Source organism: Roseibium sp. MB-4, assembly GCF_053005265.1.
Genome location: NZ_JBRKQB010000002.1, coordinates 608238 through 628876 on the forward strand (window position 1 = coordinate 608238; position 20639 = coordinate 628876).

Annotated in this window: 18 protein-coding genes; 9 read left to right on the forward strand and 9 right to left on the reverse strand. The window is 56.7% G+C overall.

Going from position 1 to position 20639, the window contains the following annotated elements:
* Positions 1–95: 95 nt before the first annotated feature.
* Both ACVDG4_RS13920 and ACVDG4_RS13925 read right to left on the reverse strand, forming a co-directional pair.
* Complete coding sequence (locus tag ACVDG4_RS13920; protein ID WP_306148807.1) at positions 96–500, reverse strand: DUF2177 family protein; 405 nt, start codon at positions 498–500, stop codon at positions 96–98.
* Between the two features lie 51 nt (positions 501–551).
* Positions 552–2429, reverse strand: a complete 1878-nt coding sequence (locus tag ACVDG4_RS13925) for an ABC transporter ATP-binding protein (RefSeq protein WP_447235493.1) — start codon at positions 2427–2429, stop codon at positions 552–554.
* A gap of 132 nt (positions 2430–2561) precedes the next feature.
* Between ACVDG4_RS13925 and ACVDG4_RS13930 the strand changes: the two genes are divergently transcribed.
* Positions 2562–3032 carry a tRNA (cytidine(34)-2'-O)-methyltransferase gene (locus tag ACVDG4_RS13930; protein WP_209180926.1) on the forward strand — a complete coding sequence of 157 codons (471 nt, stop codon included), beginning with the start codon at positions 2562–2564 and terminating at the stop codon, positions 3030–3032.
* A gap of 51 nt (positions 3033–3083) precedes the next feature.
* Complete coding sequence (hemF, locus tag ACVDG4_RS13935) at positions 3084–4010, forward strand: oxygen-dependent coproporphyrinogen oxidase (RefSeq protein WP_409693358.1); 927 nt, start codon at positions 3084–3086, stop codon at positions 4008–4010.
* A gap of 35 nt (positions 4011–4045) precedes the next feature.
* Here the strand turns inward: hemF and ACVDG4_RS13940 are convergent, their stop codons facing one another.
* From ACVDG4_RS13940 to ACVDG4_RS13960, 5 genes are all read right to left on the reverse strand, one after another.
* A complete protein-coding gene (locus ACVDG4_RS13940; RefSeq protein ID WP_447235494.1) occupies positions 4046–5167 on the reverse strand; it encodes an HD-GYP domain-containing protein in 1122 nt (373 codons plus the stop codon).
* Positions 5168–5254: 87 nt separating this feature from the next.
* Positions 5255–6502, reverse strand: a complete 1248-nt coding sequence (locus ACVDG4_RS13945) for a CCA tRNA nucleotidyltransferase (protein ID WP_447235495.1) — start codon at positions 6500–6502, stop codon at positions 5255–5257.
* A 4-nt stretch (positions 6503–6506) separates the two neighbouring features.
* Complete coding sequence (locus ACVDG4_RS13950) at positions 6507–6767, reverse strand: DUF6111 family protein (protein WP_133945935.1); 261 nt, start codon at positions 6765–6767, stop codon at positions 6507–6509.
* A complete protein-coding gene (locus ACVDG4_RS13955) occupies positions 6767–7417 on the reverse strand; it encodes a CoA pyrophosphatase (RefSeq protein ID WP_409693367.1) in 651 nt (216 codons plus the stop codon). Before ACVDG4_RS13955 ends, ACVDG4_RS13950 begins: the two co-directional genes overlap by 1 nt.
* A gap of 53 nt (positions 7418–7470) precedes the next feature.
* The gene (locus ACVDG4_RS13960; protein WP_447235496.1) at positions 7471–8088 is read right to left on the reverse strand and encodes a DUF1285 domain-containing protein; all 618 of its coding nucleotides are present in this window, start codon (positions 8086–8088) and stop codon (positions 7471–7473) included.
* A 251-nt stretch (positions 8089–8339) separates the two neighbouring features.
* Between ACVDG4_RS13960 and ACVDG4_RS13965 the strand changes: the two genes are divergently transcribed.
* The 4 genes from ACVDG4_RS13965 to ACVDG4_RS13980 are packed head-to-tail and all read left to right on the forward strand — an operon-like array spanning position 8340 to position 15225.
* Entirely contained in the window at positions 8340–9359 is a 1020-nt protein-coding gene (locus ACVDG4_RS13965; protein ID WP_447235497.1) for an AAA family ATPase, read from the forward strand.
* Positions 9360–9394: 35 nt separating this feature from the next.
* Positions 9395–10318: a DUF58 domain-containing protein gene (locus ACVDG4_RS13970; protein WP_209174409.1), complete on the forward strand. Its 924-nt coding sequence runs from the start codon at positions 9395–9397 to the stop codon at positions 10316–10318.
* Positions 10319–10321: 3 nt separating this feature from the next.
* Positions 10322–13141, forward strand: coding sequence for a DUF4159 domain-containing protein (locus tag ACVDG4_RS13975; protein ID WP_447235498.1), 2820 nt, complete (start codon positions 10322–10324; stop codon positions 13139–13141).
* An 8-nt stretch (positions 13142–13149) separates the two neighbouring features.
* Positions 13150–15225, forward strand: a complete 2076-nt coding sequence (locus tag ACVDG4_RS13980) for a hypothetical protein (RefSeq protein WP_447235499.1) — start codon at positions 13150–13152, stop codon at positions 15223–15225.
* Positions 15226–15324: 99 nt separating this feature from the next.
* On the opposite strand, the gene ACVDG4_RS13985 is transcribed toward ACVDG4_RS13980, so the two are convergent.
* Entirely contained in the window at positions 15325–15822 is a 498-nt protein-coding gene (locus ACVDG4_RS13985) for a GNAT family N-acetyltransferase (protein ID WP_409693376.1), read from the reverse strand.
* 378 nt (positions 15823–16200) lie between these two features.
* Here ACVDG4_RS13985 and ACVDG4_RS13990 point away from each other — a divergent pair, with 378 nt between their 5' ends.
* Together ACVDG4_RS13990 and ACVDG4_RS13995 are read left to right on the forward strand one after the other, a co-directional pair.
* Positions 16201–17175 carry a glutathione S-transferase family protein gene (locus ACVDG4_RS13990; protein WP_447235500.1) on the forward strand — a complete coding sequence of 325 codons (975 nt, stop codon included), beginning with the start codon at positions 16201–16203 and terminating at the stop codon, positions 17173–17175.
* A 591-nt stretch (positions 17176–17766) separates the two neighbouring features.
* The gene (locus ACVDG4_RS13995) at positions 17767–18687 is read left to right on the forward strand and encodes a metallophosphoesterase family protein (RefSeq protein ID WP_447235501.1); all 921 of its coding nucleotides are present in this window, start codon (positions 17767–17769) and stop codon (positions 18685–18687) included.
* A gap of 30 nt (positions 18688–18717) precedes the next feature.
* Here the strand turns inward: ACVDG4_RS13995 and ACVDG4_RS14000 are convergent, their stop codons facing one another.
* On the reverse strand, positions 18718–19299 hold the full coding sequence (locus ACVDG4_RS14000) for a hypothetical protein (RefSeq protein WP_008192007.1): 582 nt from the start codon (positions 19297–19299) through the stop codon (positions 18718–18720).
* A gap of 227 nt (positions 19300–19526) precedes the next feature.
* Between ACVDG4_RS14000 and mtnA the strand changes: the two genes are divergently transcribed.
* Complete coding sequence (gene mtnA / locus ACVDG4_RS14005) at positions 19527–20633, forward strand: S-methyl-5-thioribose-1-phosphate isomerase (protein WP_447235502.1); 1107 nt, start codon at positions 19527–19529, stop codon at positions 20631–20633.
* The last annotated feature ends 6 nt before the right edge of the window (positions 20634–20639 follow it).

The following is a 20639-nucleotide window of genomic DNA, read 5'->3' on the forward strand; positions in this document are numbered from 1 at the left end:
TGTAAAAAATCAGTAACTACAATAATTAAGAGTAGGCTTACACTAACCTGCGTCACGTTCACGGAGTTCAGGTTTTTCGCAGACTTGCCGAGTTGTCAGCCGAGGATCTGACGGCTAATCAGATAGCCCGCGCCAGCGGAAACCGCACCAAGCACCGTGCCCCAGGCGATATCCACGACGGCAACGATAACCGGCCAGTCCTTCAAGGTTGCATAGTTGGTGACGTCGTAGGTCGCGTAGGTGAAGAAGCCGAACATGGCGCCGTACATCACGGCGTAGGCAAAGCTTTCATTTTTAAGCGCCGGACCAACGGCGAAGAGAACGATGCCGACAACGTAGATCAGATAAAAGGCTGCCGCAGCGCCCATATTTGGGCGTTCCATCAACAGATGACCAATGCGATCAAAATAGAAGCGCGTGGCGACTTGGGTCAGCCAAACATAGTCAATTGCGAGAAACACAATCGCGGTGGTGATATACGCTGTGATGAAATGAACCATAAGATCCTCAGGCGGTTGGCGAGCTTTCTACGCCACCCGCTTTCATACAGATCAAGACGCGCCCGAATTAACCTGCTCATCGGCCAACAATCCTGCCTGAAGGAAGCCGCCTGATTGCCGGCGCCAGAGCTGCGCATACAATCCATCTTCGTTCTTCAACAGACTGTCATGGGTCCCCTCTTGGACAATCTGTCCGCCGTCCATCACGATCAGACGGTCCAGCGCAGCGATTGTTGAAAGCCGGTGCGCAATTGCAATCACGGTCTTTCCTGCCATCAATTGCTGCAGATTTTCCTGGATCGCAGCCTCCACCTCAGAGTCGAGTGCAGATGTAGCTTCATCCAGCACAAGAATTGGGGCATTTTTTAAAAGAACCCGGGCGATCGCAATTCTTTGACGTTGACCACCCGACAGTTTGACGCCGCGCTCTCCAGCGTAAGCGTCAAAACCTTTTCGTCCGGATTTGTCTTCGAGGTTTTCAATGAACTCAAGTGCGTGCGCGCGCTCCGCTGCATCGCGCAGCTCGTCTTCACTCGCCTCAGGCCGCCCATAAAGAATGTTCTCCCGGATAGACCGGTGTAGGAGGGACGGATCCTGTGTCACCATCCCGATTGCCCGACGGAGCGTCTCCTGTTTCACTGAGCGGATATTCTGACCATCAATCAGGATCTGGCCTGCCTCCACATCATAGAAACGCAGAAGCAAACTGGTCAGCGTTGTCTTTCCCGCACCCGATGGTCCGACCACACCGACACGCTCTCCAGGCGCGATCTTTAGGCTTAGATCCTCGATGACACCGCCTGCTTTGCCGTAATGGAATGTGATGTTTTTGAATTCGACCGCGCCCTTATCCACAGTCAGCGCTGGCGCATTGTCCTCATCCTGAACGGCCACGGGTTTGACGATGGCCTCCATACTGTCCTGGACGGTTCCGAAATTCCGGAACAGACCATTCAGCTGATTGAACAACCGGTTCAGCAAAATATTCAGGCGCAGGATCAGGCTGAGCGTAAAAGCCACATGCCCCGTGCTGATGCCGCCATCGCGCCAGATCACAAGCGCCATCCCGGCAATTGCGACGATCATCGCCCCATTCACAAGGCTCATCACGACGCGGATTGAGGTGAGCAGGCGGGTGAAGGTCTTGAGCTGACCGATAAATCGGATGAAGGCGGATCTGGAGCCCCGGTTTTCTTCTTTCAGAGAACCGAACAATTTGACGGACTGAATGTTGCTGTAGGTGTCGACCAGGCGACCGGAGACGCCGGAATAAGCATTGGCTGTATCCTTTGCCGCCTTTCGCACGCGCGGAACGAAAACCCGTGCAGTGATGGCAAACAAGACAAGCCAGACAGCGACAATCGCCCCAAGCCGCCAGTCAAGATCTGCGACAAGCACCAATGTTGTCAGGGCGTAGACCACGATAAACCAGGCGACTTGAAGGAGGTTCACCATGAAGTCCCCGGCGGACATACCGGATTGGAGCACCTTCTGTGACAATCGGCCTGCAAGATCATCTTGAAAGAACGCAATGCTTTGGCGCATCACCTGCTGGTGCGCCTGCCAACGGACCAGATTGAAAAACCCCGGAACAATGGTCTGCTCTTCCAGAAGCGCCATGAGCGTATTGGCGGCGGCCCGCACCACCAAAATAAAGAACGCCATGCCGAACAGGGTCCAGCCGTGTTCGGCAAAAAACGTTTCCCGGTCGCTGCTGTCGAGCAAATCAACAATATGGCCCAGGAAATTGAACAGCGTGACTTCGACAAAGGCTGTCAGGCTGCCGACAATCAGCATCAGGAAGAATGGCCAGCGCGCCTGCTTCAGAAAGAACAGAAGAAACGCAACACCGCCTTTGGGCATGGCTTCAGACGGCAATGGCCGGAACGGATCAATCCAGGATTCAAAAAGCCGAAACAAAGCAATCATTGAAATGTCCAAATGGGTGGCGGGCGATTCTTGCGTTCATACTACGCTTGGAACTGCTCAATGGGCCACGGCCCATGACAGGACGGCCTTCTCCTGTTAGGAGGCAATGAACCGTCAAGACAAGAAGCAGACATGCCCGACATCGCCCTTTACCAGCCAGACATACCGCAGAACACCGGAACCATGCTAAGGCTAGCCGCCTGCATGAGTGTGACGGTGCATTTGATCGAACCTGCGGGATTTCCGCTGTCCGACAGCGCTTTGAAACGCGCTGGGATGGACTATCTGGAACGGGCTGCCCTGAAGCGCCATCTCAATTTCGAGGCGTTCGACGACTGGCGCCAAACACATAAACGGCGCCTCGTGCTGCTGACGACCAAAACAGACCTCGCTTACACGGATTTCGAATTTGAAGCAGATGATATCCTGCTTCTGGGCCGCGAAAGCACCGGTGCACCGGATGCAATCCATCAGCTGGCAGATGCACGGCTGACCATCCCGATGGCCGAGGGCATGCGATCCCTTAACGTAGCTGTGTCCTGCGGCATGGTTTTGGGAGAGGCCTTGCGGCAAACCCGGGCATTTCCTAAAACATCAAGCTAATCCAACGCTTGTGCATTTCCCGCGCGGGCTCTTCATGTCGAGGCAAATCAGATGACAGCACCCTCTCCAGAATCACGCGGCGGTCCGATTCCTGAGGGAATTGAAGACAAGAAGCTGACAGCGTCCGCGTGGTTCAAGGATCTCAGGGATCAGATTTGTGCAGCGTTTGAAAAACTGGAAGACGACATTGGCGAACTCAATGGACCGCTGAGTGACTTGCCTGCGGGCCGGTTCGAGCGCACCCCTTGGGAACGGACCGACAGTTCAGGCGCAAAGGGCGGCGGCGGCGTCATGTCGATGATGCATGGCCGTGTCTTTGAAAAAGTCGGCGTCCATATTTCCACCGTCCACGGCGAGTTTTCTCCAGAGTTCCGCGGTCAAATTCCAGGTGCCAGCGAAGATCCCAGGTTCTGGGCTTCCGGCATCAGCCTGATTGCGCACCCTCAGAACCCAAACGTTCCGGCAGTTCACATGAACACGCGGATGGTGGTTACAACCCGCCAGTGGTTCGGGGGCGGCGCGGATCTGACACCCGTTTTGGACGACCGGCGGACACAGGACGATCCTGACACGGTTGCCTTTCATGAGGCCATGAAAGCAGCATGCGAGCCCCATGCCGTTGCCGATTACCCGGCTTACAAAGAGTGGTGTGATGAGTATTTCTTCCTGAAACACCGGAACGAACCCCGAGGCATTGGCGGAATTTTCTACGACTATCTGCACAGTGGCGATTGGAACGCGGATCTCGCGTTCACCAAGGATGTCGGCCGGTCTTTTTTGAAGGTCTACCCTGAGCTCGTTCGCAAAAACTATGAAAACTCCTGGACAGATGCCCAGCGCGAAGAGCAGCTGATCCGCAGGGGCCGATATGTAGAGTACAATCTTCTCTATGACCGCGGCACAATCTTCGGCTTGAAGACCGGTGGCAATGTCGCCTCAATCCTGTCTTCCATGCCACCAGTTGTGAAATGGCCCTAAGCAAAGCTAGTTCGAGAAAATGGTGCTTGCGCTGCTTAAGCAGCAGCGTCTCCACCTGCGGCAGAGACGGGTTTCGACAGTTCTGCAAAAACGCGATCCAGGATCATGTCTGAAAACTGACGCAGCAGGTCCTGATCGAGCTTCGGCCCCATGTTTTTCATCATGGCGATTGCCTGCCGTGGAGGGATTGGTTCCTTATAGGCGCGCTCTTCTGTCAGGGCGGTGAAGATGTCACAAATCGTCATGACGCGGACTTTTTGAGACAAGCGGTCCGCTTTGAGGTGATTGGGATACCCGCTCCCGTCCAAGTACTCATGATGCTGGATAGCCATGCGCTTGATTTCGTAAGGCACCTCAAGACGCGGCTTCAGTATTTCCTGGCCAAACACCGGATGCTTGGCGATCAGAGAGCGCTCCTCATCGGTCAGGCGTCCAGGCTTGTCCAGAATGGTCAAGGGGATGCGCATCTTGCCGATGTCATGAACCAGCCCGCCCGCGACCATCTCCCGGCAATCAGCTTCTGACCATTTCAGGCACCGCGCGAATGCGCCCGCCAAACCCGCAACTTTCAAAGAATGGCTGTACGTCGGGCTATGATGGCTTTCGACCGCCTGCATCCACGCTAGTAAGCCTTCAAGGTCAATCGCCGAAAGCGCATCCTTGGCGCTGTCTTCCATCGCCCGGATTTGTATCGACGCATCACTGACTGCAGACATGCAAAGCGTTTCCAGAAACGCGTTCGCTTTGGAGAAAGCTTCTGCAGTCCGTTCTGGAGTGTCCTTTGGCAAGTCCTGTAAAATATCGGTTTTCAGATATTTTTTAACCTGATGAAGGAGCAACGCCAGCGGTGCCTCTCGATCTATAAGGTCCATTTCACCAAGCGCGGCCGCTTGGGTTACCTCCCGCCGATCAGACTTGTCGATGATGCCAATTACCGGAATCTCCGCAATGCTGCCCCAGGATGACTTCAGAGCCGACATGCCCGGCTTGCTGGAACCGAGAAGTTCGATAATCGCAACAGAGGCTTCACCCGCAGTCTTGGGAGAGACTTTTGCCATATCGATCAGGCGCGCCCGGAAGAAGAACGGAATTTTCCGAACCGGAGAACCCAGAGGCAGCGGCCCATCAGAGATCAAGATGACTTCGCTATGCGGCATTTCTACTTTCCCAACAGAACCCACGGCAGGGGTGATAACCCCAAGGAACTCATCGGGAAAGGGTATCCAAGGACTCTTATCAATTCGCTAAGCGCGGTTCTCCAAACGCGCAAGAAGATCCTGTTTGCTTAGGGCGAAACCGTTTTCGCACCAGATCTTCTCCAGAGTTTTGAGAACCTTGCCAACTTGCGGCCCCGGACGATGTCCGAGCGCGATCATGTCCGCGCCTTTCAAAGGAAAAACCGGCACCTCGAGGGATTTCAGTTCTAAAAGCGCGTCTTCAAAAGCTGGCCGATCTCCCGACCGTTTTTGCGCATCATAAGCTGCCCAGTAAGCCAGCAGCCCATCTATAGCTCCTTGGCGGCCATGGGTGTAGAGCAACGTTCTGAGATCCGGCATCTGGTCCGACTGCCGGAACGTTTTGTAAGCCTCCCAACAGATTTGCATTCTTTTACGCTCTGAATTGGACAGCCGCAGCCGATCAGCAACGCGATCGACATCTTCGCGGACAAAACCTGACAGCACGGTCAGGCCAACCTCCGGGTCCTGTGTTTCAGGCGCGAGCGCATCCAGTTGGCGAAGCGCTTCAAAATCCTCGATCTTTGCAAGGCCGCCCGTTGCGATTTCCCAAAGGCCGCAATCATTCATCATCCGCACCGCAATCGCCGCCTTCGGAGCAGAGACGAGACGGCGCATTTCGTGGCCAATGCGTTCAGCGGAAAGGTGGCGCAAACCGTCGCGCTGGCGCAGGCAGGCACCGAGGCCTTCGGCATCCATATCCCCATCGCCATAGGCCGCGTAGATCCTGAAGAAGCGGAGAATGCGAAGATAGTCCTCGCGCAGCCGCATATCAGGATCACCGATGAACCTGACACACCTGGCAAGGCAATCCTCCAGACCACCCAGTGGGTCGTGCAACTTCCCGAGGCTGTCCACATAAAGCGCGTTCATTGTGAAGTCGCGCCGCAGGGCATCCTTTTTCCAATCACGCCCAAACACCACTTTCGCCTGGCGGCCATAGGTTTCGACATCTTCGCGCAGCGTGGTGACTTCGTAAGGAAATCCGTCGCTGATCACGGTTATGGTGCCGTGATCAATCCCCGTGCCGATGGGTTTTAATCCTGCATCGGCGGCCCGCTGCATAACGTCCTGCGGTGTCGCGGTAGTCGCGATGTCGATATCGGGAACTGGATGTCCCAACAACGTGTTGCGTATGGCGCCGCCTACCACACGCGCGCTGTCATTGTCGCGATTGAGAGCCGAAAACACAGCCTGAATGCCTGGCGACCGCAGCCAATTGGCCGCAGCGAGAATGTCTTCAGCTCTATCTTTCATGAACTTATTCGAACCGCCCGGGAATGAGTACGCCGTCGCGGAATTCTGCCGGCCTGTACTGCGTGCCTTCTGGAGCCCTGTTGAATTGCGCTACGGCAACAAATCCGGAGATCGTCAAAAAGAGGCCTGCGACTGTCAACCAGGCGACCGGCCCGCGTGACCAGCTCTCTGGATTATCGCCCTTTTTAGACAGCCAGAGATAGCACGCATAACAAGCAAACGGCAGCAAAAACAGGAAGAGTTGTGTCAGGATAATGCGAAGCATCAGCGGTACACCGTGTCATATAATGAGCGGATAATGCCTGCTGTAACGCCCCAGATGTGACGTCCGGCAAAAGGCATTGCATAGAAGTAGCGTCGTTTCCCCTGCCACTCGCGGCTCAGCTTTTGATGGTTGGCAGGGTTCATAAGAAACTCGAAGGGAACTTCGAAAACATCTTCAACTTCGTCCGGGTTCGGAATGAACTGAACGGGATCCCTCACCTCTGCAACGATTGGTGTGACCCGATATCCCGACCCGGTTAGATAAGGCGCCAAATGTCCAAGTGGCTGTGCCTGGGCGGGATCCAGACCGATCTCTTCCTGCGCTTCTCTCAAAGCTGCCTCGACCGGTCCGTCGTCGTCCGGATCAATTTTGCCACCTGGAAACGCCACCTGCCCAGCATGGGATTTGAGATGCGGTGTGCGCTGGGTCAAAACAACGCTCGGGCCGGCTGCCGTGTTGCGGATACCGATCAAGACGGCAGCGTCCCTCGGTGGTCCCTTCCAAAAGGCGTAAGGCCCGACATCCGGGTTCAATATGTGGTCGCCTGTTTCCCGTTCTGTGGACACGCTCGCTGCCAATGCAAGCCGTTCTTCCAGATGCTGGGACCAATCGGCCAATATGGTTGCGGATGTATCAGTTGAAGCGGTCATTGCGCTTGATATGGGGTGCTTTCGTCAAATCGGCAATTGGATAAAAAGGGCGATTACAGAAGCTCAGGGTCAACGGCAAAAAACTGACCACCGCTCCAAATTCCTGTTTCCAAACCGGCCTCTCGTTGACGTTCGACCATGTGGTCAACCAGCTGATACATAAGTGCGCGGGTAAACAGCGCTTCAATGCGTCCGCGGACAACAACATAGGGCTTTATTCCGCCGCTGTCCGTCTCCTTCTCAAAACGCAGTGGCCGATCCGGTCCTATGCGGACCAGATCACCGAGATTTGTGCGCACGGTGAGTTGCTGGTCCATGCCTTCATTTTCCACAACCATTTCCACAGCCAGCAGCGGAGCATCGTCGACCGTGATACCGATTTTTTCGACCGGGGTTACAAGGTAGTGCTTGCCATCTTCATCCTTGCGCAGGACAGACGCAAACAGCTCGACCAATGGCTTCCGGCCAATTGGCGAGCCGAGATAGAACCAGGTTCCGTCACGTGCAATCCGGATATCCAAATCGCCGCAAAAAGGCGGGTTCCACTTGTCCACCGGCGGCGGCGCCTTGTCTTTCGAACCAGCTCGGCTCATCAGGGCTTTGAGGCCATCCGGTAAAGCAGCCTCTGGTTTGGCTTGCGATGTCATTTCACTCCCCGTCCCATCAGACATCCGAATCTATGATCCGGAATCCTACCTAGTCCGCGTCTAATCCAACGCCAATCCCCACTGGAACAACAATCGCAATTTTTGCGTTTATGCCGCAGGGAAGAAAAGAATCTTGGACCTATCCACTGTATGGCGCACAATTGTGCCTTATCTACTGAATTATATGGTGTCAGACTGGGTTAACGGAAAAAATTTGGCCGCCCACCGAGCTACCCGGCAGGCATCAGCAAGATAAGCAACAGGACAGGTGATCAATGAGCGTCGTTTCTCCCGCAAATCCTTCTGAAGAAGATCTCGCTGCTGTTGCTGAAAGCGCCGAACGGGCCGTTGAACGCATTTCAGAAGTCAAGGCCGATATCGCAAAGATAATCTTCGGCCAGGAGAACGTTGTTGAACAAACACTTGTGACGATCCTCGCCGGCGGACATGGGCTGCTTGTCGGTGTGCCGGGTCTTGCGAAAACCAAACTGGTCGAAACGCTCGGAACAGTTCTGGGACTGGATGCACGGCGGATCCAATTCACGCCAGACCTGATGCCTTCAGATATCCTTGGCGCAGAAGTCATGGAACAAGATACCAGCGGCGGACGATCTTTCAGATTTATTCCTGGCCCGGTCTTCTCACAGTTGCTGATGGCCGACGAAATCAACCGCGCCAGCCCGCGAACCCAATCTGCCCTCCTTCAGGCGATGCAGGAGTATCACGTCACGGTTGCGGGTCATCCGCATGATCTCCCGCGCCCGTTTCATGTTCTTGCGACCCAAAACCCCTTGGAACAAGAAGGCACATATCCTTTGCCGGAGGCCCAGCTCGACCGGTTCTTGATGCAGATTGATGTGCATTACCCGGATCTGGAAGCCGAGCGCCGCATTCTCCTTGAAACAACCGGAGCAGAGCAGACCACGGCACATAGCGCGATCACTGCTCCGGAACTCATGGAATTCCAGCAACTCGTCCGCCGCATGCCGGTGGGTGAATCAGTAGTTGAAAGCATCTTGAAGCTTGTCCGCTCGGCCCGACCGGGCGGCTCGGACGAAAATTCCGATCTCACAAAGCTGATTGCTTGGGGACCGGGCCCCCGCGCTAGCCAGGCCCTGATGTTGACCGTCCGGGCCCGCGCGCTCGTTGATGGCCGGCTGGCACCTTCAGTTGACGATGTTCTGGCTCTGGCAGAACCAATCCTGCAGCATCGGATGGCCCTCACCTTTGCTGCCCGTGCCGACGGGCATACCGTGAGGGACGTGATCCAGCGGGTGAAAGAAACAATCGCATAACGCAAATTTCGAACGCGAGGGAGCCGCCCGAGATCATGGCATCATCAACGGAGAGTGTGAAACTGGACCAGGAAAACTGGCCGAACATCATCGGCGACGCCCGATCTGTCGCCGACGCGCTCCCTGACCTTCTTGTTGAGGCAAGCCATGTTGCAAGTTCCATCATTGCAGGATGGCATGGCCGGCGGAGAGCCGGACCCGGCGAAAGCTTCTGGCAATTCCGTCCCTTCAATATGGGAGAGCCGGCCAAACGCATTGACTGGCGCCGGTCTGCCCGGGACGACCATCTTTATGTCCGTGAACGGGAGTGGGAGGCAGCCCATACCGTCTGGCTTTGGGCCGATCTCTCCTCGTCCATGGAGTTTCAATCTCGGCTGTCTCAGGTGACCAAGCGGGACCGCTCTCTGGTCCTGATGCTGGCATTGGCGGATATGCTCGCAGAAACTGGTGAGCGCATTGGTTTGACCGGTGTGACACGTCCATTTTCAGATCGCAGAGCCGCGGAACGGCTTGCGGACGCCCTAACGCACTTGTCTAAGCCGGTTGCCTTGCCCGACCCGACTGGCGTCAAACGCTTTGCCGATGTTGTTCTGGTCTCCGATTTCCTGGATCCGCTTCAAGATATTGCTGCCTGGATCGCCCAAGTCGCCGGAACTGGTGCGCGTGGGCACATCGTTCAGGTTCTGGACCCGATAGAAGAAACCTTTCCGTTCGACGGCCGTGTTGAATTCAACGACCCGGAAGCCGGCATCCGATTAACTGCAGGCCGCGCCGAAACATGGCGGGAGGAATACCACAAACGGCTTGAAGCACATCGCGCTGAAATCCGCGACATGGCACGCCGTGCCGGGTGGACATACGTGCTGCATCACACAGACCATTCAGCCGCTGAGCCATTGCTGGTCCTTCATAGCGCGCTTTCTGGCAACCTCGATACAATGCCGCGGGGGGGCGCCTGATCCGTGTTTGCCAGCTTACCACTGACCTTTACCGCGCCGTGGGTTTTGACTGCACTGGCTCTGCTGCCCGTGATTTGGTGGTTGTTGCGCTTGACACCCCCGCGGCCGCAACAGATCGCGTTTCCGCCCACCCGGCTTTTGCTGGACATTGATGAGCACGACGAAACGCCGCAGCGCAGCCCATGGTGGCTGACCCTGCTGCGCTTGCTCTTGGCGGCAATCCTGATTTTTGCGCTTGCCGGGCCAGTCTGGCGCGCGCAGGAACCAGTTGCGAGCCGGGACGGCGTTATGTGGCTCCTGATCGACAACGGCTGGACCTCAGCGACCTCTTGGGAGGATCAGGTTCGAACCGCTGAAAACATTCTTACCGAGGCAGAGCAAAACGGACAGCCGGTGATGTTTGCCGCCACCGCGGAAGGTCCAAACCAAAGCTTTGTTCCCGAAAGCCCGGCGGCAGCACTTGAAACTCTGCGTGCGCTCGAACCCCGCCCCTACCCGCCTCTGCGCAGTGAACTTGGCATCGGCCTCAGAAAGGCGGCACAGGATACACCTCCGGGTGCGGTCGTCTGGCTTTCAGATGGTACGGCCACCAATGATGCGTTTCTGGAAACTCTTGCGTCCCTGACTGAAGGCGTCCCGGTGACCGTGTTGACCGGCCTTCAAACACCGCTTGGACTTAAGGGGCTGGCCAATGATACTGAAGCGCTGAGCGTCGATGTGGTCCGTCACCCCGAGAACACGACATCTGTGGTCAACGTGCGGGCTCTCGATCTGAAAGGCCTGGTGCTTGCGGAATCGACTGCGACGTTTGCCAGCGGGGATGTTGAGACCGAAGCCCGGTTCGAACTCCCAAGCGAACTCAGAAACGACATCGCCCGCGTTGAAATTGCAGGGGAACAGGCAGCCGGAGCCGTGCAACTTGTTGACGACAGCTGGCGCCGCCGAACCGTCGGTCTGATCTCTGGACAATCAGGCGACCTTGATCAACCGCTTCTCTCACCTCTTTATTATCTCGAGCGGGCGCTCGCTCCGTTTTCCGACATCCGCCGGCCGCGAGACAGCGATATTGCAGCCGCAGTGCCATCACTGATCGACCAGGGAATTTCTGTGCTGATCCTTGCGGATGTTGGGAGGCTGCCAGACACCACGGCGATCGAACTTGGCGAGTGGGTCCAAAGCGGCGGCACTCTTGTCCGCTTCGCAGGCCCCAGAACGGCAGGCGGCACGGACGAGCTGATCCCTGTTCGCCTGAGATCTGGTGACCGGTCACTCGGCGGATCACTCTCCTGGAAGCAACCTCAGCATTTGGCGCCCTTTCCGGATGCCTCTCCGTTTTCTGGATTGAAGATCCCTGCTGAGGTGACGGTGAACCGACAGGTTCTCGCAGAACCGACATCGGACCTGCCGAAACGCACCTGGGCAATGCTGGAAGACGGTACGCCGTTGGTCACCGCGGCACAATCGGGTGACGGAAGCATTGTTTTGTTCCATGTAACTGCAGATTCCGCCTGGTCCAACCTGCCACTCTCCGGCGTTTTCCTGAACATGTTGCGGCGCATATTGTCAGTTTCCAATGTAGCTCAAGCATCAGAAACAGCCGAGGTTGGGCAACCGGCCCGCAGCGTTCTGCCGCCTCTGCGCCTACTCGACGGCTATGGCCGCTTCGGCGCGCCCCCTGTCGATGTGACACCGGTGAGCGCAGCGAATTTCCGGGAAGCCTCTGCCAGCCGCCGCACCCCGCCGGGTCTTTATGGCAGCGAAGATGGCTTCCGGGCCCTCAATCTGATGCGCGCTGAGAATACGCTGCAACCCCTCAACATCGAGGCGCTGGGACCAGACGCAGAAACAGCGCCTTATCCCGCGACGGACCCACTGGACTTGAGAGCAATCTTCTTCACTTTGGCCTTTTTGCTGATCATTGCGGACGCCATTGCCGTGTTTGTGCTTGCGGGCGGTCTGAACCGTCTGCGGCTAAAAACCCGGATGGCAAGTGCCATCGGTGCGGCAGCGTTGGCAACAGCGCTCCTCAGCACGGCCGGTGTTCCAGACGCATATGCGCAATCTTCGTCTGATGACTTGAGAGCATTGGAATCCACCCTCGAAACCCGTTTGGCCTATGTTCTGACAGGTGTCCCAGAGGTTGATGATGCAAGTGCCGCCGGTCTTGCCGGCCTGACGCAGTTTTTGTCAGAACGCACCGCGCTGGAACCAGGTGCGCCAGTCGCTATCGACATTGCGCGTGACGAGCTGGCCTTCTACTCGCTGCTTTACTGGCCGATAGATCCCTCAGCTGACAAACCGAGTGACCAGACGATCGCCCGGATCGACACGTTCATGCGCAACGGCGGCACGATCCTGTTCGACACACGGGATCATATCAACGCGTCGACAACCGGTTTCGGATCGACACCAGCAACTCTGAAACTGCGTGAGATCCTTGAGGATCTCGACGTTCCTCCATTGGAACCTGTCCCGCCGGATCACGTGCTCACGAAAGCGTTCTATCTGCTCGACACATTCCCGGGCCGGTATTCCACCAGCCCGTTGTGGGTGGAAAGTCTTGATGAAGCGACTGCCCGCGGTGATCGGCCGGTTCGGGCGGGAGATGGCGTTTCCCCGCTGATGATTACAGGGAATGATTTCGCATCGGCTTGGGCGATCACGCCAACGGGCGAGTTCATGTTCCCGACAGTGCCAAACAACCCGATCCAGCGCGACTATGCCTTCCGTTCGGGCGTTAACATCGTGATGTACAGCCTCACCGGAAACTACAAGGCTGACCAGGTCCATATTCCGGCTCTGCTGGAACGGCTCGGGCAATAGGAGGTTTGATGGACTGGTCTATTTCATTCGACCCGCTCGTTCCGCAATGGGTGCTGATATCCGCCGGCGCGATTGCCGTTGTGGTTGCCGTCCTTCTCGGCATCATCAACTTGCGTGGTTGGGTGCTGCGGGCCCTGGCGATGGCGTTGCTCGTGCTTGCGCTCGCCAACCCTGCCGTAGAACGCGAAGACAGAGAACCCTTGTCCAGTGTCGTGGCGCTTGTGGTCGACAAGAGCCAAAGCCAACGGCTTGCTGACCGAGAAGAAACGACCACCGCAGCAGCTGAGGAAATTCAGTCACGCATCGCGGAACTGGAGGGGTTTGACCTCCGGCTGCTCGAAGCCCGAAACTCAGGCTCAGGGGACGGGACGGAAGTCTTCCAGACCCTTGCAAACGGGCTTGCAGATGTTCCGCCTGAAAGGGTTGGCGGTGCAATCATCATCACCGACGGACAGATTCACGATATCCCGGAAAACGCAGAAGCACTCGGCTTCGATGCCCCTGTTCACGGCCTCATCACCGGGACTGCGGATGAACGCGACCGCCGGATCGTACTGGATACGGCTCCGCGCTTCGGCCTGGTCGGTTCTGAACAGACCATCAGCCTCACGGTTGTCGATCAAGGTTTGGGAACCGGCCCCGGAGATCAGGTGAACCTGACAATAAAACGGGACGGTGATGTCGTCACCCTGCGCACCGCGCGGACAGGGGAGAAGATCGACATCCCGGTAGAGATCGCCCATGGCGGCGACAATATCTTCGAAATCGAGGCCGAAGCCCTGCCCGGCGAACTGACGACGCTGAACAATCGGGCTGTCGTCACCGTGGACGGCATCCGCGAGAACCTAAGGGTGCTGCTGGTGTCCGGTTCTCCGCATGCCGGAGAACGCACCTGGCGGAACCTTCTGAAATCCGATGCATCCGTTGATCTCGTGCATTTCACCATTTTGCGCCCGCCTGAAAAGCAGGACGGCACACCGATCAACCAGCTGTCTCTGATCGCTTTTCCGACCCGGGAGCTGTTTTCGGTCAAGATCGATGAGTTCGATCTGATCATCTTCGACCGCTATGTCCGGCGCGGTGTGTTGCCGATGCTCTATTTTGACAACATCACGCGGTACGTGCGCGACGGCGGCGCCGTTTTGTTGGCCGGCGGACCTGATTACGCAGAAGGCGGCAGTCTTTATAGAACGCCGCTTGCCCCCATCCTTCCTGCGCGTCCAACCGGAGCCATTTTGGAAGAGCCCTTTTACGCAACCCTTGCCAACCTCGGCGAGCGGCATCCTGTGACCCGGGGCTTGCCGGGCGCCGAACAAGATCCTCCGGGGTGGAGCCGCTGGTTCCGCGTGGTTGATACCGAGTTGGACGGCGGCCAGACATTGATGTCCGGTCCAAGCGAAACGCCGCTTCTGGTCCTGAACCGCGAAGGTGAAGGCCGCGTTGCCATGTTGCTCTCAGATCATGTTTGGCTGTGGGCGCGCGGTTTTGAGGGCGGCGGCCCGCATGTCCCATTGCTGAGGCGCCTTGCCCATTGGCTGATGCAGGAACCGGATCTCGAAGAAGAAGCACTCAATGTATCGTTGCGCGGCCCTGAACTGATTGTCGAACGGCAAACACTCGGGGAAACGGTCAATGAGGTGACCGTCGTTTCGCCCACAGGCGACAGCGTTGACCTCACCATGACAGAACAAGAGCCTGGCCTGTGGCGCGGCTCTTCCCCCGTGACGGAAACTGGCCTCTTCTCCGTCACAGATGGTGAGATGAATGCCCTTATTCACGTTGGCCCGCAAAACCCGAGGGAGTACACCAACGTTCTATCTGACACCGAGGTGCTGTCACCCGTGACCGATGCGACAGGCGGAGCGGTTCAACGGCTAAGGGATGTCGGCGGTGATATAGATCTCCCGCGCGTCATCTCCATGCGCCAGTCGGCAAGTTACGAAGGCAACGGCTGGATCGGCCTCAAACAAACAGAAGCCAGCCTGTTGAATGGTGTCGACCGGTTTCCACTGCTCATCGGACTGCTTGGTCTTGCCATCCTTCTGGGCGCCGTCTCAGCAACTTGGTACCGGGAAGGCCGTTAGAGCGTTTCTGGGCAAGTCCACACCGATTTCCCGGCCGGAAATGCGGCAAAAACGACTGCTTTGAGTACGTTGAGCGATGATTCTTATTCGCGACGTGCTCTATGCAGCTTTGCCCTGAACTGCGCCGGTCGGCAGTGCCCCATCCTGCAGGCGTGCAATCAAGAGCCTTTGCGGGTCGACCGGGCCAGGTAAGGTAATGCTGCCGAAAGGCACCTGTTCAAAGCCAAACGGGCTGTAATAAGGCGCATCCCCAACCAGCAACACGTATTCGTCTCCGGCCGCCTTTGCAGCCTCAAGAGCTGTCCACATCAGCGCCTTGCCTAAACCGCGGTTCTTGAAATCCGGAGAGACCGTCAATGGCCCTAACAACAACGCGTCGGTCTCACCGATCGTGATGGGGCTCAAACGGACAGACCCTGCAATCCTGGATCCGGACAGGCCGACAAAGGCAAGATCTTGCCTGTGGGGGACGTTCTCACGGATCCTGAAAGCGGTCCGTGCAAACCGGCCAGGCCCGAAAGCTTCTGCTTGCAGGTCTTCAATTGCGGTGTCGTCGGTGGCGTCTTCGAGACGAATGACCCAAGAGGTCTGTTTCATGGGATTGGTTCCAGCTGGCAAAATGTGGCGATTGCGCGCCTGCCGGTATCCCTTTTTGTCGGAGTTATCGGGAATAGGTCAGCCGCGACGGTGCAGACGAGAGTTTCCTCGTCGGCTGGTTCGTCGTCGGAGCATGTGACCTGAGCTCATCAATCCCGAAGTTCCTTACGCGCTGCGCAGGTGGAATCTGCGTGCGATGTCAAACAGAGGCTAGCGCGTACCACGCATGGCTCCTGCCGGTCCAGAACTTTTTGACGGGAAAGACCACGTTTTTGCGAGGATCCAATTGTTCACCAGACAGGGACAGTCCATTCAGTTGATTGAAATTTGCCATCACGGCACAACCTATATCGCAGAACAAACTCCAAGGAGACCGGTATGGGAACGCTCGTCGACGGCGTGTGGCACGATCAGTGGTATGACACCAAATCAACAGGCGGGCGGTTCGTGCGCAAGGACGCCGCATTCCGGAATTTCATCACGAAAGACGGGAGCCCCGGCCCAACGGGCGACGGCGGTTTCAAAGCCGACGCTGGACGGTATCATCTGTTTGTCTCCTATGCCTGCCCATGGGCGCACCGGACCTTGATCTTCCGGACCCTGAAAGGCCTGAACGACTACATTTCCGTTTCCGCCGTCCAGCCGCTCATGCTGGAAAACGGTTGGGAGTTTGGGGAAGCAGAGCCGCTCACTGGCGCGAACTACGCGTGGCAGGTCTACGTCAAGGCAGATCCGACCTATTCAGGCCGGGCCACAGTGCCGATCCTTTGGGACAAGCAGCAAAAGACAATTGTCAGCAACGAGTCGGCGGAAATCATTCGGATGTTCAACACCGAATTCGATCACCTGACCGGTTCAACGATCGACTATTATCCGCAAACCCTGCGCGCTGAGGTCGACGCGGTCAATGAGCGCATCTATCACACCGTGAACAACGGCGTTTACAAGTCCGGCTTTGCCACTACACAAGAGGCATACGAGGAAGCAGTTACAGCGCTTTTCGAAACGCTGGACGATCTCGAGGCCCGCCTCTCAAAGCAACGCTATCTTGCAGGTGAGGTCTTGACTGAAGCCGATTGGCGCCTGTTTACAACGCTTGTGCGCTTTGACCCGGTTTACGTGACGCATTTCAAGTGCAACATCCGCCGGATTGCCGATTACCCCAACCTCTTCAATTACTTGCGAGAACTCTATCAGCATCCAGGCGTTGCCGAGACGGTCGATATGGCGACCATCAAACAGCACTATTTCGGCTCGCACGAAACGATCAACCCGCACCGGATTGTACCGGTTGGGCCGGATCTCAATTTCCTGGCACCGCATGACAGGGACCGGTTCAAGGCGGCAGCTTAACTGAAGATCAGCTCAACGAACATTTACTGAAAAATTGGCAGGACGACGCGCAACAACCGTCGTCCTGCCTCTGTCTGCATTTTGCAAGCCTTTGGGAACGCTTCATTAACCCATGCAATCCTTGCAGGGCAGCCCCGAAGGAATAACGCTCCTCCTTTGTGCACCGCACGCCTATATAGGAGGCAGACTGATGACGATTAGGGCAGCCGATTGCCCACCCCCGACAACTCAAAGGACAGCGTTATGTTCAAGACACTTTTTCAGAAGCGTCGCCGGAACTACCAGTGGAAACCGGCTATCGACACCAGCAATCCGCGGATCGCTGCATCTCTGACCACGTTCCCGACCAACTGATCAAGCAGTTGTCGGCCAAGTTGGATTCTGTGCCATGTTTGGATTTGTGCATGTAGTCGGAGCCAGCCTCCGCGAAGGTACCCGGACCGGTCAGACCCAGGGCTCAGCCCCTCGGCAGACAAAAACACAAACAAAATCTGCGAAGTAAACTCCTCCCAACGACATTTCGCAGACTATCCGCTTGGCGCCGCTCATTTTTTCTTGACGCGGCGCTTTTTGCTTTGATGATGCGCCTCCATGTTCAGGCTTGCGCATCTCTCCGATCCCCATTTGGGTCCCCTTCCGGACCCCAAGCTCCTTCAATTGTTTTCAAAGCGTTTGCTCGGTTATCTGAACTGGCAGCGCAACCGTTCCAAAATCATGGGCGGCAACCACCTGGAACAATTAGTCGAGGACATGAAGGCGCAAGCGCCGGACCACATCGCGGTGACCGGTGACCTCGTCAACATCGCGCTCCCCCTTGAAATTAGCGGTGCCCGAGCATGGCTGGACGAATTGGGTCCGCCCGATCAGGTCTCCGTGGTTCCGGGCAATCACGATGCCTATGTCCGCGGTGCTGTCAAAAAAGCCCGAACCGCATGGTGGCCCTTTATGCGCGGTGATGGCGACGATGATGTTCCGTCAGAAAAAGTCGGCTCAGAAGCAACGTTTCCTTATGTGCGCAAGCGCGGCGATATCGCGATCATTGGCGTCACCACTGGCCGGGCAACGGCGCCTTGGTTTGCCTCCGGCCGCGTTGGAACAAAACAAAGCCGCCGCTTGCGGGCGATTTTGGAGGAACTTGCGGAAGAAAAGCTGTTTCGTGTCGTTCTCATTCACCACCCGCCATTTAAGAACGCAACGAAATGGCACAAACGCCTCTCCGATGCTTCCCGGCTGCGCACCGTCGTCAAGCGTGCCGGGGCCGAACTGATTCTGCACGGCCATACGCATATCGACAGTTTCGAAAGTATCGAGGGGCCGGACGGCCCCGTGCCGGTCATTGGCGTGCCGTCAGCAACCAGCGCCCCGGGCGGTCACAAACCGGCTGCCCGCTACAATTTATTCTCTATTGCCAGTCAGACTGACGGCTGGGAATGCCAGATGGAAGAGCATGGATTTGAAGAAACCGGCGGACCTGTAAAACTGATATCACGAAGAACCGTCGAGATTTCGTAAGGCTGTAAACCCCATCCTGAATAGCGAATTTCAAAGAGGATTGGCAAACCAAGCAAAGCCAATCAGACCGACAATGCCAAGCGCAAGACCGATCCCAAAAGCGCCGGCGACCGGCAGCCAAGGTGTATGGCTCTCTTTCACACGCACCACTTTGGATTCCATCGCAACCTGACGCAAACGGTTGTTCAGCCAGTCGCCTTCTAACGCCTTCTCGCGCTCAAGAACGCGTTCCGCGATATACTCAGTCAGGCAATCAGCCATGTCGTCGATATTGGCCGTCTCCAGAATAACGACCCGTCCAAGGCGCGTATCTTTCAGGAAACGGTAAGTGCGGCGGTCCCCGGCAACAGCCACATGGCTGGTCGCATCAATCCATAGACGCGGTGTCGAGCCGGAGATGATCTGCAAGGAAAACTGATCGTCATCTTCCGGGATTTCCCGGAAAACGTCCTTCAACTCGTCCGCAAGCATGTCGAGCCGGGCACGTTCAGTATCTTGCAGCTCAACAACCACATCGGAGCGTTCCACTTCGCCCAGCTGCACCTTGCGGATGGCATCGCGCAATGATCGCATGCGCGTGTGCGGAACCACATTGTCCTGCATTTCAGCCATTGAGTACCAGCTCCAGTTTTCTCGTCAGTTCCACCAAGTCTTAATTGAGTCTTAACCGGGTGTGCCCGCGACGCCATTCCTCTTTGCCGGGTATCCACTGCCAATCGCGCAAAGATGGTTAACAAAGATTAAGCGATTTTTAACCCTGAGACCAGCGATGGCTGGCTGGTTTGCGCCATCATGTTGCGTTATTCAAAGAGAAATCCAGGTTTTTGGGAGGCGCCGCCATGAATGTCGACGGAGAGAAGTACCGGACAATCTGGCTCGCAGATGACGGTGTCATGGTCGAGATTATCGACCAAACCAAGTTTCCATTTACCTTTGAGACCGTTCAACTGCGTACGATGGCCCAAGCGGCACATGCGATTCGCGTCATGCAGGTGCGCGGTGCGCCTCTCATTGGCGCAACAGCTGCATATGGCGTGGCACTCGCCATGCACGAGGACCCGTCCGACGTGTCCCTGCTGGCGGCTTGTACCGTACTTCTGGAAACACGCCCAACTGCAATCAATCTGAACTGGGCACTCGAACGGTGCCGCAGATCCCTAATCAAGGTTCCTCCTGAAAACAGGGCAGAAGCCGCCTACGCTCTGGCAAATGAGATTTGCGATGAGGATATCGCGATTAATCTCTCAATCGGTATGCACGGCATGGAGTTGATCGCGGCTCTCGCCAAAACCAAACGGCCTGGTGAGCCGATCAACATTTTAACGCACTGCAATGCCGGATGGCTTGCGACGGTCGATTGGGGGACCGCAACAGCACCCATCTACATGGCCCATGACGGCGGTATTCCGGTTCATGTCTGGGTGGATGAAACCCGGCCGAGGAACCAGGGGGCCTTCTTGACGGCCTGGGAACTCGGACACCACGGGGTGCCTCACACGGTCATTGCGGACAATGCCGGAGGCCATCTGATGCAACATGGAGAGGTCGATATTGTCATCACCGGTACAGACCGGACTACAGCCACCGGGGATGTCTGCAACAAGATCGGCACATACTTGAAGGCGCTGGCAGCCAAGGACAACAATGTGCCGTTTTACGTTGCGCTCCCCTCGCCCACCATCGACTTTTCCCTATCCGATGGCGTGCGCGATATTCCGATTGAGGAACGTAATGGGGATGAAGTCAGCTGGATTACGGGCCGCACGACCACCGGCGCGCTGGAGACCGTCCAAATAGTTGCGGAGGGCTCCGAAGTGGGCAATCCGGCCTTCGACGTAACCCCCGCCCATCTCGTGACCGGCCTGATCACCGAACGCGGTGTTCTGGACGCAAACCGACAGGCGATCGCCCATGCGTTTCCGGAGCGGGTCAAAAAGAGTGCTTGATCGAAG